We start from the raw sequence: 17,530 nt of genomic DNA on the forward strand, positions 1-17,530 counted from the left end.
GGAAAACATGTTCAAACCGCACGTCACGGTCGCCTGCATTGTGCATGCAGAAGATAAATTCTTAGTCGTTGAAGAAACGATCAATGGCAAAGCCTTGTGGAATCAGCCTGCAGGACACCTGGAAGCCGATGAAACGCTGGTGCAAGCCGCAGCACGCGAACTGTGGGAAGAAACGGGCATTAAAGCGCAGCCACAGCATTTCATTCGTATGCATCAATGGATTGCGCCAGACAGAACGCCCTTTTTGCGTTTTCTTTTCTCTATCGAGCTTGCCAATATGTGCGCTACAGAACCCCATGACAGCGATATAGATTGCTGTCGTTGGGTCAGCGCAGAAGAGATTTTCTCTGCGCCAAACCTGCGTTCGCCGTTGGTTGCGGAGAGTATTCGCTGTTATCAGAGCGGACAGCGCTACCCACTGGCCATGATCGGCGAATTTAACTGGCCGTTTACAGAGGGTGCCAAGTAAAGGGCTGCGTGCTAGAATATGCCGCCTTGAAGTTCAATGTCGTGAGTATTCCTATGTCTGAAAGCCCAAAAAAAGTGATCGTCGGCATGTCCGGCGGTGTCGATTCCTCCGTTTCTGCCTGGCTGTTACAACAACAGGGCTATCAGGTAGAAGGCCTGTTCATGAAGAACTGGGAAGAGGACGATGGCGAGGAATACTGCACAGCGGCCGCCGACCTTGCGGATGCGCAGGCTGTCTGTGACAAACTCGGCATTGAACTGCATACCGTCAACTTTGCCGCAGAATACTGGGACAACGTCTTTGAACTTTTCCTTGAAGAGTACAAAGCGGGCCGTACGCCAAACCCGGATATTCTGTGCAATAAAGAAATTAAGTTTAAAGCCTTCCTTGAGTTTGCCGCCGAAGATTTAGGTGCCGATTACATCGCCACCGGTCACTACGTGCGTCGCGCGGATGTTGACGGCAAAAGCCGCCTGCTGCGTGGGCTCGATAGCAATAAAGACCAGAGTTATTTCCTCTATACGCTCGGCCATGAGCAAATCGCACAAAGCCTGTTCCCGGTCGGCGAACTGGAAAAACCGCAGGTGCGTAAAATTGCCGAAGATCTTGGTCTGATTACGGCCAAGAAAAAAGACTCCACCGGCATCTGCTTCATCGGCGAACGTAAGTTCCGTGAATTTCTTGGTCGCTACCTGCCGGCTCAGCCAGGCAAAATCATCACCGTTGACGGCGAAGAGATTGGCCAGCATCAGGGGCTGATGTACCACACTCTGGGTCAGCGTAAAGGTCTGGGTATTGGCGGAACGAAAGAAGGGACAGAAGATCCATGGTATGTGGTGGATAAAGACGTTGAGAATAACATTCTGGTTGTCGCTCAGGGTCATGAACATCCACGTCTGATGTCCGTTGGCCTGGTGGCGCAACAGCTGCATTGGGTCGATCGCGAACCGTTCACCGGCACCATGCGCTGCACGGTGAAAACCCGCTATCGTCAGACCGACATTCCGTGCACCGTTAAGGCACTGGATGCTGAGCGTATTGAAGTCATTTTCGACGAGCCAGTCGCGGCGGTCACGCCGGGCCAGTCGGCTGTTTTTTACAATGGCGAAGTGTGCCTCGGCGGCGGCATTATCGAACAACGATTGCCTCTGCCGGTATAATTACTTACACATTTGATACAAGGAAGCAGTGAACGTGGCAAAGAATTATTATGACATCACCCTCGCCCTGGCAGGCATTTGTCAGTCGGCACGCCTGGTGCAGGAACTGGCGCACCAGGGGCATTGTGATGCCGATGCATTACACGTTTCACTGAACAGTGTCATCGACATGAATCCCAGCTCTACGCTGGGCGTGTTTGGCGGCAGCGAAGCCAACCTGCGTCTTGGCCTAGAAACGCTGCTTGGCGTGCTGAACGCCAGCAGTCGTCAGGGACTGAATGCGGAACTCACCCGCTATACGCTAAGCCTGATGGTGCTGGAACGTAAGCTGTCAGCGGCCAAGGGCGCTATGGACACGCTGGGAGACCGTATCAGCGGCTTGCAGCGCCAACTGGACCATTTTGATTTGCAGTCAGAAACGTTGATGAGTGCGATGGCTGGCATTTATGTTGACGTCATCAGCCCACTCGGCCCGCGTATTCAGGTCACGGGTTCCCCGGCTATCCTTCAGAGCCCACAAGTACAGGCTAAAGTACGCGCTTCGCTGCTGGCTGGCATCCGTGCTGCCGTGCTCTGGCATCAGGTTGGTGGAGGCCGTCTGCAACTCATGTTTTCTCGTAATCGCCTGACGACTCAGGCAAAACAAATTCTTGCTCATTTAACCCCGGAGTTGTGATCTATGGAATTATCCTCACTGACCGCCGTTTCCCCTGTCGATGGACGCTACGGCGATAAAGTCAGCGCGCTGCGCGGGATTTTCAGCGAATACGGTTTGCTGAAATTCCGTGTACAGGTTGAAGTACGCTGGCTGCAAAAACTGGCCGCGCACGCAGCGATCAAGGAAGTTCCTGCTTTTGCTGCCGACGCAATCGGTTTCCTTGATGCGATCGTCGCTAACTTCAATGAAGAAGATGCTGCGCGCATCAAAACCATTGAGCGTACGACCAACCATGATGTGAAGGCAGTTGAGTATTTCCTGAAAGAGAAAGTGGCGGATATTCCGGAACTGCATGCTGTTTCCGAATTTATCCACTTTGCGTGTACCTCAGAAGACATCAACAACCTGTCTCACGCGCTGATGCTGAAAACCGCACGCGACGAAGTGGTTCTGCCGTACTGGCGTAAGCTTATCGACGCGGTGAAAGATCTGTCTGTTCAGTATCGCGATATTCCTCTGCTCTCCCGTACCCACGGTCAGCCAGCCACCCCGTCTACGCTAGGCAAAGAAATGGCTAACGTGGCTTACCGTATGGAGCGTCAGTATCGTCAGCTCAACCAGGTTGAAATTCTTGGTAAGATCAATGGTGCAGTCGGTAACTATAATGCCCACATCGCTGCTTACCCGGAAGTTGACTGGCATCAGTTCAGCGAAGAGTTTGTCACCTCGCTGGGCATCCAGTGGAACCCGTACACCACGCAGATTGAGCCGCACGACTACATTGCCGAGCTGTTTGACTGCATCGCCCGTTTCAACACTATCCTGATCGACTTTGACCGCGATGTCTGGGGTTACGTGGCGCTGAACCATTTCAAACAGAAAACCATCGCGGGTGAAATCGGCTCTTCCACCATGCCGCACAAAGTTAACCCCATTGATTTCGAAAACTCCGAGGGTAACCTGGGTCTGTCTAACGCGGTACTGCAGCATCTGGCAAGCAAACTGCCGGTCTCCCGCTGGCAGCGTGACCTGACTGACTCTACCGTTCTGCGTAACCTGGGCGTAGGTATTGGCTATGCGCTGATCGCGTATCAGTCCACGCTGAAGGGCGTGAGCAAACTGGAAGTGAACCGCGATCATCTGCTGGATGAACTGGATCATAACTGGGAAGTTCTGGCAGAGCCGATTCAGACCGTGATGCGTCGCTACGGTATTGAGAAGCCGTACGAGAAGCTGAAAGAGCTGACCCGCGGTAAGCGCGTTGACGCCGAAGGTATGAAGCAGTTTATCGACAGTCTGGCGCTGCCGGAAGAAGAGAAAACTCGCCTGAAAGCAATGACGCCTGCCAATTATATTGGTCGTGCCATCACCATGGTTGATGAACTGAAGTAATCTGTTTGATGCCGGAGCGCGCTTGCACCTGTTCCGGTATTTCGTTCATATCGTAGTAAGCCGGAATGCATCAGCGTTTCCGGCTTTTTTATTGCCCACGAGATTATCCCTTTGCCCGGTTTATTAAATGTTTATCCCCACAGCCACATAATCAGCGTTAGACTATAAAATTGATTTTGTAAATTCAGAAAATACAGTTAATTATCATAAAATCAATCAGTTAATAAAAAACCGTCTTGGACAATTGCGGGCAATATGAGTCATTTCATCGCCCCAAATCATGCCCCAAACTAATTTTTGCCCCCAAATTTGCCCCCAAAAAAAGTAAAAATGGGTAGTGTTCTATCGGCCATGTAGCAACCTCGAGAAGCTAAAAGCCATAATGGAATATTGGTGGTGTGGAGCTTCAAATCCTATCGTTCTACTCAATATCCTATACTTTCAGTCTGACAGTTGGCTGGAGGTTTCTATGTGTGGACGCTTTTCACAGTCAATGACACGCGAGGACTATCTCGCCCTGCTCGCTGAAGAAGCTGAACGTGATATCCCATATGACCCTGCACCGATCGGGCGATTCAACGTGGCGCCAGGCACCAAAGTTCTGCTGCTTAGCGAGCGTGATGAACAGTTGCACCTTGACCCTGTTCTATGGGGATATGCTCCAGGATGGTGGGATAAGCCGCCGCTAATTAATGCACGATCTGAAACTGCGGCCACCAGCAGAATGTTTAAACCACTCTGGCAGCATGGTCGCGCAATTTGCTTTGCTGATGGCTGGTTTGAGTGGAAAAAGGAAGATGACAAGAAGCAGCCCTACTTCATTCATCGGGCCGATGGCCAGCCGATATTCATGGCTGCGTTCGGCAGCACACCATTCGAACGTGGAGATGAAGCAGAAGGATTCCTGATAGTAACGGCTGCTGCCGACAAAGGACTGGTAGATATTCACGACAGGCAACCGCTGGTTCTGTCACCAGAAGCCGCTCGCGAATGGCTTAGGCAAGATGTAGGAGGGAAAGAAGCAGAGGACATCGTAGCCGACGGTTCTGTGCCGGCTGATAAATTTATATGGCACGCCGTGACGCGTGCCGTCGGGAATATTAAGAATCAAGGTCCAGAGTTAATAGAACCTATGCGTTGATGTACGATCCGACAGGGAAAAAACGTCTGCTTTGAGCGAATAGCAGACATTGTGCGAATGACTCTCATTCTGCATGCTTTAGGTATCGATTACCAAGCCAGAATGTATACTGTAGGCACTATGTCCTGCTGAATTCGTCAGGTTTTTATGTCTGGAAGAACTGAAATACCCGTGCCCGGTGACTGGATTGATTTTCGTCGTGATACAGATACGGGAATTGAAAGTGTAAACGCACACTTTAAAGGCCATGCGTACGACAGCCATGACCATGAGGAGCTTCTTCTTGGGGTTACTCTTCAGGGTAGCCAAAGGTTCAGCTGTCACCGAGAATTACATACGAGCACACCTGGTAAAGCTATCCTCATTGAGCCTGGGGCTGTTCACGATGGTTATGCAGCGCAAGAAAATGGATTCACGTATTCCATGCTGTATATCCCCCAAAAATGGGTATCGGAAAATCTTCAAAAACACAGCACTAAAGATGTTTCAGTAGTAGAGGCAGCTTTTCAAAATACCCTAACAGATGATCGCGGTCTAATTATGTCGATTATGCAGGCATTTAATGCTCTTCACCACAATGAAGGAAGGCTTGCACGGGATGAAAGTCTGGAATTGTTGCTTTCACACCTGATGCCCCATGTCGATATTAAGCCAGCTGTAGAATTTAACGATTCATTAATTCGAATGAACAGAGTTAGGGATTATCTAATTGCTCATCTCGACAGTAATCCAGGACTCGATGAACTGGCCAATATAAGCGGAGTTGATCGGTTCAGACTAAGCAGACAATTTAAGTCTGCCTTCGGTCAGTCCCCGCACGCTTATCTTGTCAGATTACGCCTTCGCACGGCCAGGCAACTTTTAGCCAGCGGAATTTCTCCATCAATGGTTGCGTTGCAAACAGGTTTTGCCGATCAAAGCCATCTGGGGCGCTGGTTCAGGCGTGCTTATCGAATGTCCCCAGCTTCCTATCAAAAGCACTGCTCAAACGTTCTATCTTGATAACAAGTCAGTATGCGACCATGCCTTGTTCGTATCGCAGACAGGACTATTATTTATGACGTTTGATACCAAAATTGCATTTATCGTCAGAGATGACTTACCAGCATGGCAGCGACTAAATGTAGTGGCATTTCTGGCAACGGGAATCGCCTCATCTGCTCCTGAAATTATGGGGGCACCCTATATTGATTCACTAGGTCGTACTTACGGCAACATGTCCGGCCAGCCAATGCTGATTTTTCAAGGGGAACTTGAAAAATTACAGGCAGTTCACAGGAAAGCTCTGGAACGGGAAGTTACGATCATCCCTTATATTCATGCAATGTTCTCCACCGGGTACGATGAGGCTAACCGGGAAGTATTTATGGCGGCAGATGCGAACAACCTCGATTTAGTGGGACTTGGCATCAGAGGGCCAAAAAAGGTCGTTGATAAGATAATTAAAGGGTTACCCCTTCATAGTTAATTTAAGGAACTGAAGATGTATTACTACATCTTTACGTTTCATCTATGCAGGGGATTGTAATTCCCTGCGATATTCTTTAACTCACTTTTCTAAATTTGAATGAAATACTCGACATTACGACTTTTTTATAGCCGCTTTGATACTGATTGTTTATTTAAAAATATAATTATACCCAACCGCAGAATGAATCAGGATGGTGCGTTATGACGTTACCTGCACTGTTTTCATTCTGGGCCTTTTCTATGATGTTCGTGCTGACTCCCGGAGCGGATTGGGCGTATGCAATGAGTGCGGGAATTCGAGGCAGATTTGTAGTTTCTGCCGTAGTTGGGCTTCTCACTGGCTATGTCATGCTGACACTCATTGTGGCGGCCGGGATAGGTATCCTCATTGCAGGAAAACCTTTACTGATGCTTCTACTGACGATCGCGGGTGCACTTTACCTTATCTGGTTGGGTAGCAGGATGCTATTGAATCCACCAGAACCTGAGGCACAGAACAATACTTTTCGTAATGAGAGTAGATACAACGTCGCATTACATGGGGCTCTGGTTAGTGGGTTAAACCCCAAGGCTTTTATGTTCTTCCTTGCCTTCCTCCCACCCTTCACAATGGCTACTGCTAGTTGGAGTATTTCAGTACAGCTATTTGTTCTTGGTATGGTTCATACATTGAGTTGTTCAGTGGTGTATATGTTTGTTGGTATTGGCGCACGTCTGATATTGAGTGCAAGACCAACTGCGGCCCGTTTTATCGGGCGTTTATCTGGGATTATTATGCTACTACTTGGCGTTTTTCTGCTCTACCGAGAGGTTATACAGGGCTAATCCCTCAGCTCTTAGCTGTTGTTATTACATCTGCCATTCTAAATGAAGAACACCTTCAGATTGTTACATTTGCGACTACGTCCGCTTCTGGCACAATGCAGCCCTCTTACCGGGGTCTTCGTAACCGCGGATCCATCTGGATTAACTGAAACCCATTGAAACGGTACCGATGCTTTCAGGGGGCGACGTTGTGGGGACCACCGTTCGACTTTCGCGACGGTAATCACCACTGCGAACGCAGCAAAGCACGGTCGGGTTCGCCCTCTGGGTGCCGATCAAGCCAATGATTATATGACAGAGGATTTTGCTGCAGTTGCCACCAGCATCACCGATAACAAGGGCATTAATGTAATTCTCGAGAATATTGGCGCACCTTATTTTGAACGACACGTGAACACACTCAATTGTGATGGTCATCTGATGTAGACTGGCATTATGAAGGACATTAAAAACGCGAAAATCCCGATGGACCGAGTGCTGTACCGTCATCTCCAGATTATTAACACGGTATTGAAATCGCGTTCGATGACGTAAACATGGGATGTCTCATCACTTTAAAAAGCGCTGGTTAACCAGTTTCACTAAGACGGGCTGACCCGGTGATTGACAACGTTTTTACGCTGGTAGACGCCAGTAAATATCACCAGCGTATGGAAGACGGCATGAACACAGGAAAATTATGTTGACGATGTAGGGGGGACACAAACAGGTTACTCTTCTGGCGTGTTGCAGAAGGGGCGGAAGCTTTGTCCCTGGAGGCATAACCCGCTAAGATGTCGTTGTTTGGTGCTACACTTGCTATTATTTTCAGGTGGTACAACAGGGAATTAGCCATCTTGTCCAGACAAAAATATATCAGTGCGATTGTCATGATCGTGGTTTGCACATCCTCACTGTTTGCCGCGCTGGCTGTTCGTGAAGCGAAAGATTTACAGAGCTATATGGGGTATGTCGCTGAAAATGGGAAGTCGGCGCTTTTCCATGAAGAGTCCATTAACCAGAATATTGCCACCCGGCTTTCGCGGGAATTTTATCGCCGAATAGCCGATGCGCCCACTGACGATACCGAAGGAGCAGTAATATGTCAGCGCCTTGAAATCGAGGGTGATATTTACGGATTCAATCTGTTGAAGAAAAACAGGAATAACCTCGACGGCACCCTGCAAACCCGCAATAGATCGTGTAAAGAATGGGTGGGAGACATTGGCGCACTATCGGTTATTCACACCGCTGAGCGTGCAGCTCAGTCAAAGTACAGCTTTTCAAATTATACCGGTTATATGTTCAGGAACATCAGATACTATGTAGATCTTGTCCATAACTATATTTATATTAATCAGCCAGTTAATACTCGCAACTATACCTTCAGTAACTGGCTCGTGGGTAATAATGGCAACATCAATATCGCTCGTAGCACACACACGATTTCGATTGATGACAATGCCCTGAAAGATCTTCTAAAGGGAGAAACTACGCTGTCTCATATTTATCAGGATGGCTATACCCGCAATAATATTATCAGCATGCTTACCCCGGTATATCTGGGTGATAAAGTAAAAGGCATTATGATTACAGACATCAACATTGACGATCTGGTGGTTTCGTTTAATACAGTCGATCGTCCGTTGTTATGGCAATTCCTTTCTTTGTATGTCACCGATAATGAAACCGGAAGCCATATTATTTTCCATAAACCATATATCAAATCTTATGCTTTGATCAGTTATGAAGACTCGCTTACCCAGTATTACACCCTGCATGTGAAACTAGATGCTATCTACGTTATTGTTGCGAATTTATGGCTGTTAGTGCTTTATCTTCTCGGAACCTGGGGATTATGCCGATATGCCCATAAACAATTAATCAGACAAACTTTGCTTTCTAGGGATAACGTGACGGACGCGATGACCGGACTGTATAACAGAAAAGTTATTACACCGGAGCTGAAACATAAAATCCGCTCACTCGTTGACAGAGGTATCCTCGTCACGGTCATCGCAATTGACAGTGATGGACTCAAAAGAATAAATGACTCTCTCGGTCACCATATGGGCGATAAAGTGATACAGATGTTGGGGATGGCGCTGGGAAATGCCATTCGTAAAAGTGACTACGGTATCCGGCTTGGGGGCGATGAGTTCTTCCTTGTTCTTATCGATTATTCTCTGAATAAATTCCATGATGTTATTACTCGGGCGCAGGAACAATTACTAGCGATTGACCCGGATAAACTGGTGGCATTTTCCTGGGGGGCATATCAACTGCTGCCAGGAGACACATTGGAAGTGGCGATGCTGAAAGCCGATGAGTTGCTTTATCAGCATAAACGGAGCAAGTACCCCGAGCGTAAGTGAGATGTTAGCTGTTACAGGCATTTAGACGTTTAGAAAGGTGAACCAGCACATTACTTCCTATCACGCTAGCCAACTGGATATTCAGCAATGGCATTAACATCTGTAAGTAACGCTACCTCCGATTTCATCTGCCTCTGCCGTTCGTGAATTCTGAAACCGTGTATCACCATTGCCTGCATCATCGCCGCCTCAAGCTGTTGCAGGAACGCAAAATTCACCGGAACATCGTGGTTATCTGCATCCGTCCAGAAGAATCCCTCCGGTAACTGTCCTGCACTGCCAGCCATAACCACGGGCGCAAGACGCGCCTGCGACGCTTTGCCTCCATCCCACCGGCGATTGCCCAGTTCAAAAATAATATTGGCGTTTTCCTGAACGTCCCGCCAGTTGCTGATTTCAGTCAGTTTCTGATTTCGTAAATCCTCCACCATCTTGTCAGTCACAATAAAAGGGGCTACAGGTCCATACTTTCCTGATTCAAGCTCGCTGTAGATACGGAGTCCATGCTCCTCAAAATCATTCTGACATGCAGTGAACGGCAGAAACTCATCAAACTCTGCAAATTTAACCCTGCAGTTAATTGCTGTATGTTCTTTATTCGCCCACTCAGGAGCCTGAATGTCCTCAATATTCATACAATCTCCTGCTATGAAATTCGCTGAAAAAGACCGGCATAATATTGAAAATTATACCCAGATATACCATTCGATGAAGTGCTTATAGTCCCACACGAACGCCATGTACCCGGCAAAGTGTATGCTTGGTTAGGACCCCAGATACAAAATGATGCTTCACGATTGCTGTTAGCTAGAATTCCACACACCCGTAAGCCACTCCCTGCAAAACTTACACCGGGATTCAAAGGATTTCTGGATGGTTCCATAAATGCCAGCGCAAACGTACCTACAGCATGAAGAGCACCAGCTGGTGCACCTGCTGGTCCCTGCGGACCTACAGGGCCAGTTGGTCCTGTTGCCCCCGTTAACCCGGTGTCTCCCTTGTCCCCCTTTTCACCTTTTGCTCCTGCCGGTCCCTGCGGACCCGCAGGGCCAATTGGTCCTGTTGCCCCCGTTAACCCGGTGTCTCCCTTGTCACCCTTTTCGCCTTTTGCTCCTGCCGGTCCCTGCGGACCCGCAGGGCCAATTGGTCCTGTTGCCCCCGTTAACCCGGTGTCTCCCTTGTCCCCCTTTTCACCTTTTGCTCCTGCCGGTCCCTGCGGACCCGCAGGGCCAATTGGTCCTGTTGCCCCCGTTAACCCGGTGTCTCCCTTGTCACCCTTTTCGCCTTTCGCACCTGCTGGCCCCTGCGGACCTGGCGGACCACTGAGGTCTTCACTTTCCTGTATCTCTTTAATGGTATCAGCGGCGGCTTTTGAGGCTGCACTTCTGGCCTGTTCAGCAAGAAGCTGTGCTTCATCCCTTGCCTGTCCACTTTCTTTCTCACTGGCAGCAGCAGCCTGTGCGCTGTTCCGGGCATTCAGGGCATTTTCCTGAGCTTCATCGCGCAGCGTCAGGGCCTCATCTCTGGCCTGTTCTGCGCGGGTGGCGCTCTCAGTGGCTGCATCTTTCTGGTTCTCAGCCGTTTCGGCTGCCTGCAGGGCTGATGCTTCACTTGCTGATGCCGCTTCTGCACTGGTTGCTGCTTCAGCTTCTGATTTAGCGGCCTTGTCGCTGGACTCTCTGGCATGCTGCTCACTCAGGGCCGCAGCTGCCGCGCTGTGATCCCCCTGTTCTGCCGCCTGCGTGGCCCTGATGGCGCTTTCACGCGCGGCATTTTCAGATAAGGCTGCATTACCGGCATGCTCACCCGCTGTTTGTGCTGACGAGGCGGCACTTTCGGCACCTCCAGCTGCAGACTGTGCTGAAGCACCTGCCGCCTGCTGCGCTTTCTGTGCCGTATCAGCGGCAGTTTTTGCCACTCCGGCCTGTTCCGTCGCTGTCTGTGCAGACGTTGCCGCACTGTCCGCATCTGCACCGCTGGCCAGAACGTCCTGTGCTGTCTGCCGGGCAGAATCTGTGGCAGATAGGGCAGACACATCAGCAGCATCGGCAGAGAGCGCCGCCAGGCGCTGTGACTCCGCCACAGCCGTTGCAGACAATGCTGCCGCATCATTGCTCTGCGCTGCTGACTGTGCGGCCTGTTCGGCGCGTTCCCGATCCTTCTCTGTTGCACCGCTCAAATCCACAACGCGGTGTACCATTTCCTCAAAGCGTTTCATCACCTCCGGACGTAGGTCCGCATCCTTCGGCGCATCGAGAAACGCATTCAGGGTATCCGGGGCAACGGTCGGGGCCACGTAAATATCACCGGCCACTGAGGGAGGAAAACCTTCCCGCAACAATGACACACTGTAATAACCCGGCTCAGCCTCAATGCTGTAGTGGCCGTTAGCGTCTGTCACAGTGGATGAAATCAACTCCACAACAACGGTCGGGCTGGTTTTCTTAGCGATCAGTTGAATAGTGCAGTCCTGTACTGGTTTTCCTGCCCCGTCTTTTAATACGCCAGAAATTTGTACTGACATATGTCATTACCTCTTGTTTTCAGCAATAAAAAAGCGCCCGAATGAGCGCTCGTTTTGGGATTCAGGCATCAGCGAATGCTGATACCATTGCTGTTCTTCTTCACCACGATAACCAGCAGGCTGCTGATAGAAGCCCCGGCGCCACCACCACCGTCAATAGATGACACCGTAAAGCTCAGGGTCACATTTCCACCTCCGGCTGGCATATCAAGGACTGTGCTGAATGATCTCGCTGATATCTCCGGGGTTGCGTTATATATCTCTCTGCCGTTGTGCTTCACTACAAGCCCACAGTCTGTCCATATCTCGTTGCTTGTCTCTGATTTTCCTTTTCTTCCTGCAAAGGTGATGGACGGAATGATTATTTGCCTGTCGAAACGCTGATCATCCTGTATCTGAACCGTGAGGGTTCCATTCGGGTGATTAGCACTTCCGGGGAAAGCCCGCCCCACAGCTTTAACAATATCGCCGACAATATTCTCTGCCCGCAGCGTCCCGTTTATGGTGCAGTTTTCCGCTATCGTCACATTATTAAGGGTGCCGGAATTCGCGCTGATATTACCGCTGATATCCGCATTACGAGCGGTCAGCCTGCCATCAGGCGTCAGCATAAATGTCGGCGGGTTCCCGCCGCTGGTGATGCTCGGGGCCGTCAGATATTTGAGGAATACTTCGTTCATAAATATCTGGTTACCCTGAGCCACAAACATCGGGGTCTCATTACCGTTTGCCGGGTCGATAAACGCGATACGGTTTGCTGCCACCAGGAACTGGCTTACCTTCCCTTCTTCCGTGTCCTCCATGCTCAGGCCCAGACCAGCAACATAGTGCTTCCCGTCTTTGGTCTGATCTATCTTCACACCCCACATGGCATTCCATTTGCCGTTCGCGTCCTGCCACTCTTCCGAAAACTGATCCAGCCGGCTGGCGTTGTCTTCCGTCAGCTCCACCTTCTCCAGCAGCTCTTTACCCAGGTGGCTTTCGGTGATTTTCCCTTTGAAGAAATCCAGGTAACCCGCCGCATCGTTGCTGGCCTGCCCTTTAGCCTCCACGAACGCCGATTTCCCGACCTGGTTCACGGCCCGAATATAGAAGTAATAATCCTTACCGGGTTTGATACTGCTGCTGGCCGCAATCCAGTACAGCGCAGTGCCGAGATAACGCGCATCGGTTTCCACCTGGCGGATATCGGCAATCTGCATATCTGTAAACCAGAATTCATACTGCGCCGTGGGGTCATATACCGCCTGGCGCGGGGTGGCAGTTATCTGGAAATAGCCGGGAGTCAGCTCAACATAAGAAGGTACTGCGGGCGCGGCGATGCTGAAATCAGTGCTGGCAGGCTCACCCTGCTGTCCCTGGGTATTCACCGCCCGCACCGTCAGGGTGTAACGTCCCGGCGTCAGGTTACGGAAAGTATGCTCCGTTTCGGTCAGGGTCAGGCTGCTGGCCAGCCGGTCGCTGTTATCTTCCGCTTTCACCGTCAGGCGCAGGGAAAAGTTAACCCCCTTAACCACACGCGGGGTATCCCATCGCGCCCGCGCCTGATACTGCCCATCCTCCGCCAGAATCTCTGTGGTCAGGTGCTGCACGGCAGGCGGCATATTCGTGATACTGGTGTCCGGCAACGGATCAAACGTCGCCCCGTTGTCCACGATGCTCTCTTTCTCCGGAACATGCTGTACGGCAGTAATGGCATACGTGCCGTCATCGTTTTCCCGTATGGCCACACAGCGAAACAGCCGCTGGCGCAGGTCCGGCAGTTTCAGCCCCCACACACTGTACGCCGTCACGCCATCGGGTAACTGGCTGACGGCCACGCGATCCGGGGCGGGATGCGCGGTGACCGCGACGGTAACAGGCTGGCCATTACTGCCCACCAGGCTCAGCACAACATTGCCGCCTGCCGGTATCTCCACCTCACGGTCCAGCGTGAGCGTTCGCGTCAGGCTGTCGACCGACAGAATGCGTCCGCCCACGGTCACGCCAGCATAATCACTGTCGCAGATCTCAATGATATCGCCGGGAACATGTCGCAGCCCCTCAGCCCCTACGGAAAAATCCACCGTCTGCGTTTCCAGTAATTCGGTGGTGATGGCCCACAGTCCGGCGCGGTGCGCCTGCCCACGGCTGGTACAGGCGAATGCATCCATCTTCAGAACGTTGCGACCGTAGCGCCGGATAGCAGCATCGTTTTCCACCAGCTCGGTGGACGTTTCCCAGCCGTTATTCGGGTCGGTGTAACGGACCTCGGCGGCATTATGGCGCTCTTTCAGTGCGCTGAAGCTGTAGATGAACGGCGCACCGTCAGCGGGCATCACTACATTACTCTGCGTATAGGTCCAGACTTTATCGGCGGGCCGGTCCTGCACAAACGTCAGAGTGCTGCCGTTCCAGACCGGCATACCGCGCATCAGGGAACAAAAGTCCCCCAGCACGTCCCACGCTTTACGCTGCTCCGTCAGATACGCATTGCAGGTGATACGCGGCTCTGTCCCGCCAAAACCGTCAGGAACAGGCTGATCGCAGTACTGTGCAATGGCATACAGCGCCCACTTGTCCACATCAGCAACACCAATGCGGCTTCCCATGCCATAGCGCGGGTGAGTCAGCATATCCAGCACACACCAGGCCGGATTATCTGTCCAAGCAGGTTTAAACGTCCCGTCCCAGAGTCCCGTATACGTCCGTTTTAACGGATCGTAATTTGACGGCACCGTCACAATACGCCCGCGCAGGAGATAGTTTCGCGTGACCTGCTGGCTGCCAAACTGCTCCGCGTCCACTTTTACGCCAATAACAGCGGTATTCGGGTAACGTTGTTTCACATCGATGATTTCGGTATAGCCCGACCACACCGATTTGTTCTGCAGCAGGTCTGTCGTGCTGTCATCAGTGAGGCGCAGCATGCGGACTTCAAACGGTCGGGGCGGTAAATCATCAATCACCACGGATGCCAGAAACTGCGTAGTCGTTTTCCCCGTAATGGTGATATCCCGCTCCACCTGCCACTGGCCATCCCGGCGAAACTGGATCAGCATCTGTACGCTGGTCGGGTTGCGGTCGCCTTTGGTACTGGTACTGACCAGCGACTGCACTCCAAAGGTAAAGCGCAGACGGTCCAGCGTTTTAGTGGTAATCGTGCGGGTTACCGGCTCTGACTTCTTCACCTCCACACCCAGCAGGGTTTCCGCGCCGGAGTCTTCGAACCCCTCCATCGCGGTCTGCTCATCCTCCCCCACGCGGTAAACCACGGTGACACCGTGAACCATCGCGTTACCGTCGCTGTCGAGGACCGGCGTTTTGTTAATTCTGACACTCTTCAGCCCGTCCACCGGGCCTTCTATCGGCCCCTCGCAGATGGCATCAACAACGGTCAGCATCTGGCTGGATTTCAGGTCGTCAGGAGCCTCATGCGGCGTTTTACTGCTGCCACCACCCTTACCCATAATCTGTTCCCTCTGAAACGACAGAACCGCCCGGAGGCGGTTCTATGTAAATACAAATATGCTGCAGTAAGTCAGCGACCGATAATCACCACCTGCCCCCCGCCACCTTCATCCCGTGTGCTGATTTCCTGGGAGATCGTGCGGGAGCCGACCAGCATTTCACCGTATAACACCGGCAGGGCATTACCCTGCGCCACCATGTTGTCCAGCGACGAAAAATAGGTGTTCTGTTTACCGTTATCGGTCTGCCTGGACGAGGGGATTTTTGCCTGCGGCGTCAACATCTGCGCCACACCACCCAGCATCATGGCAGCCCCCATAGAAAACAGGACTGAAGATGCTGAAATAGCACCGGCAGATAACGCTGCTCCCCAGGCTGCCAGTGAAGCCCCTGCTGTAAAAAAGGACGCGGCTATTGCCACTGCTCCCAGCACCACCTGGAACAGACCACCGGGTTTCGCCCCAGCCATGCGTGGGACAATATGGATAATGGCCCCGTCCGGTAGCGGCTCGTGCAGACGGGCTGACAGGCTGGTTTCATTCACATCCTGACCGGCGATGCGTATCTGATACCAGCCATCATTCATTTTCTGCCGGAACCCCGGAGCCTGCATGGCCAGCGCGTAAATAGCCTCGGCCCCCGTTTTTATACTGAGGCTGAAGCGGCGGCCAAATCGTTGTAAATCCCCGTGAAGGCAGACTCGTGCCATGCCCGGTGTCGCCATATCGAGTGTGTGCGGCGTTGCCATTTTTCAGAATACCTCTCGCGTTTACTGAGCTGATCAGGAATATGGTGCAGCAGCTCGCCATCGCCGCAGTAAATCGCGGCATGGTTGGCAATCGATGAACCAAAACAACAAATCAGAATGTCTCCGGGCTGTGCCTCTGCGGCATTCACACGGTAAAAGCCTGTCGCCTCCAGATTATCCAGATACAGATTATCCCCCTGCTTCCACCAGTCCTCCCTCCGCGCAAAATCCGGCATCTCAATCCCCGCCAGATGGTACGCATCACGGAACAGGGTGTAACAGTCAGCCACGCTATGCTCAAAAGCCCGCCCTGTGAGGAACGGCACGCAGCGAAATTTGTATATCCGGTCATCGCAGACCAGCCACCACGGCAGGCCACTTTGCACCTGCAGGCGGCGATCAACATCGCTGAGAAACGGCAGGCCATCGGGATGGCTGTGGACCAGGGCCACCACATCACCTACCGCCTGTGCCTGAAGGTAATCTGCCGGATCCATACGAAAATACATTGTCGGTTCAGCGGAAAGATTCTGGCAGGGAAAATACCGCTCCCCGGCAGGCGTCTTCACCACATAGCCGCACGATTCAGCCGGCGCACACGCAGCGGCATGCGCCAGGATAGTTTTGTTCATGGGTGTATCCATCAGGAAAGACGGTTAATCGAGAGGAAGCAGCCGATGCGAGGCAGGTTATCACGCAGCTCGCAGCCGGTACGGCATTTACTGCAGGCATCTTTTGCCGAGTCTGCCGTGGGCTTGTCAAATTCATCCGCCACAGGCGGCCCGGCATACCCACACTCCTGCGAACGGTAGGTCCAGTTGCAGACATCAGCCAGCATGATCCGTGCCGGAAACACGCTGCCGTCCGTTTCGGTCGGCGTGGCCAGCACAAAGGTCGCCGTGGTGGCTTTCAGCTCTGACAATTGTTCAATCACCCAGCGGCTGACCACTTCCTGTTCCGGATCGGCCTCCGGGTTGCCGCCTGTAAAGTTCACCGCATCGAGAAAACGGGCGTACACAACATGCCTTACCACCGTGGCCCCGACGAGGCTCTGCATATCTGCCGCAAGTCCCGTAACCATGCCAAACAGGTTCGACACCGCCAGCGTCGGGCGGGCGGATGTTCCTTTTCCGACCAGGTCGAACCCGGCTCCCTGTATCGGGTAAACGTCATACTTCCGGCCCTGCCAGGTGACCGGCTCGCCTTTCTCGTTCGCTTCATTTGAAAAATAGTAACGCTGGCCACCAAAGGCCGTCAGGTCGATTTCCCACAAATCAATGCGGGCCGACTGTTCGGTTTTCGTGGTTTCGTTGAGGGTGTTCTGAGGAATATCCTGCAT

15 protein-coding genes are annotated in these 17,530 nt (G+C 51.8%); 9 read left to right on the plus strand and 6 right to left on the minus strand.

What is annotated here, in order from left to right; all coding sequences use genetic code 11:
- Window positions 1-7 precede the first annotated feature (7 nt).
- The 9 genes from OGY17_RS14495 (at window position 8) to dgcJ (ending at window position 9,469) form a co-directional block, all read left to right on the plus strand.
- The gene (locus tag OGY17_RS14495; protein ID WP_204557697.1) at window positions 8-469 is read left to right on the plus strand and encodes an NUDIX hydrolase; all 462 of its coding nucleotides are present in this window, start codon (window positions 8-10) and stop codon (window positions 467-469) included.
- A 53-nt stretch (window positions 470-522) separates the two neighbouring features.
- Window positions 523-1,629: a tRNA 2-thiouridine(34) synthase MnmA gene (gene mnmA, locus OGY17_RS14500; RefSeq protein WP_191226120.1), complete on the plus strand. Its 1,107-nt coding sequence runs from the start codon at window positions 523-525 to the stop codon at window positions 1,627-1,629.
- A 34-nt stretch (window positions 1,630-1,663) separates the two neighbouring features.
- Window positions 1,664-2,305, plus strand: coding sequence for a high frequency lysogenization protein HflD (gene hflD, locus OGY17_RS14505; RefSeq protein WP_003832401.1), 642 nt, complete (start codon window positions 1,664-1,666; stop codon window positions 2,303-2,305).
- Window positions 2,306-2,308: 3 nt separating this feature from the next.
- Entirely contained in the window at window positions 2,309-3,679 is a 1,371-nt protein-coding gene (gene purB / locus OGY17_RS14510) for an adenylosuccinate lyase (protein ID WP_032943086.1), read from the plus strand.
- A gap of 469 nt (window positions 3,680-4,148) precedes the next feature.
- Window positions 4,149-4,820, plus strand: a complete 672-nt coding sequence (locus OGY17_RS14515) for an SOS response-associated peptidase (protein ID WP_234102944.1) — start codon at window positions 4,149-4,151, stop codon at window positions 4,818-4,820.
- Window positions 4,821-4,967: 147 nt separating this feature from the next.
- The gene (locus OGY17_RS14520) at window positions 4,968-5,822 is read left to right on the plus strand and encodes an AraC family transcriptional regulator (RefSeq protein ID WP_072050467.1); all 855 of its coding nucleotides are present in this window, start codon (window positions 4,968-4,970) and stop codon (window positions 5,820-5,822) included.
- 55 nt (window positions 5,823-5,877) lie between these two features.
- The gene (locus OGY17_RS14525) at window positions 5,878-6,288 is read left to right on the plus strand and encodes a DUF2000 domain-containing protein (RefSeq protein ID WP_045334537.1); all 411 of its coding nucleotides are present in this window, start codon (window positions 5,878-5,880) and stop codon (window positions 6,286-6,288) included.
- Window positions 6,289-6,491: 203 nt separating this feature from the next.
- The gene (locus tag OGY17_RS14530; protein ID WP_045334534.1) at window positions 6,492-7,115 is read left to right on the plus strand and encodes a LysE family translocator; all 624 of its coding nucleotides are present in this window, start codon (window positions 6,492-6,494) and stop codon (window positions 7,113-7,115) included.
- An 836-nt stretch (window positions 7,116-7,951) separates the two neighbouring features.
- Window positions 7,952-9,469 (plus strand): diguanylate cyclase DgcJ, encoded by a 1,518-nt coding sequence (gene dgcJ, locus OGY17_RS14535; RefSeq protein ID WP_234102945.1) that lies wholly within the window; start codon window positions 7,952-7,954, stop codon window positions 9,467-9,469.
- 65 nt (window positions 9,470-9,534) lie between these two features.
- Here the strand turns inward: dgcJ and OGY17_RS14540 are convergent, their stop codons facing one another.
- From OGY17_RS14540 to OGY17_RS14565, 6 genes are all read right to left on the minus strand, one after another.
- Window positions 9,535-10,104 (minus strand): DUF4376 domain-containing protein, encoded by a 570-nt coding sequence (locus OGY17_RS14540; RefSeq protein ID WP_234102946.1) that lies wholly within the window; start codon window positions 10,102-10,104, stop codon window positions 9,535-9,537.
- 11 nt (window positions 10,105-10,115) lie between these two features.
- Window positions 10,116-11,993, minus strand: coding sequence for a prophage tail fiber N-terminal domain-containing protein (locus tag OGY17_RS14545; RefSeq protein WP_286607657.1), 1,878 nt, complete (start codon window positions 11,991-11,993; stop codon window positions 10,116-10,118).
- Window positions 11,994-12,061: 68 nt separating this feature from the next.
- Window positions 12,062-15,442, minus strand: coding sequence for a phage attachment tail tip protein J (gene gpJ, locus OGY17_RS14550; protein WP_286607660.1), 3,381 nt, complete (start codon window positions 15,440-15,442; stop codon window positions 12,062-12,064).
- A 71-nt stretch (window positions 15,443-15,513) separates the two neighbouring features.
- Window positions 15,514-16,191, minus strand: a complete 678-nt coding sequence (locus tag OGY17_RS14555; RefSeq protein WP_153687082.1) for a tail assembly protein — start codon at window positions 16,189-16,191, stop codon at window positions 15,514-15,516.
- Window positions 16,089-16,823: a C40 family peptidase gene (locus OGY17_RS14560; protein WP_234102949.1), complete on the minus strand. Its 735-nt coding sequence runs from the start codon at window positions 16,821-16,823 to the stop codon at window positions 16,089-16,091. Before OGY17_RS14560 ends, OGY17_RS14555 begins: the two co-directional genes overlap by 103 nt.
- Before the next feature lie 11 nt (window positions 16,824-16,834).
- Window positions 16,835-17,530: a phage minor tail protein L gene (locus tag OGY17_RS14565; RefSeq protein WP_234102950.1), complete on the minus strand. Its 696-nt coding sequence runs from the start codon at window positions 17,528-17,530 to the stop codon at window positions 16,835-16,837.

The sequence above is a fragment of the Citrobacter sp. Cpo126 genome (genome assembly GCF_030332445.1).
GTDB lineage: Bacteria > Pseudomonadota > Gammaproteobacteria > Enterobacterales > Enterobacteriaceae > Citrobacter > Citrobacter portucalensis.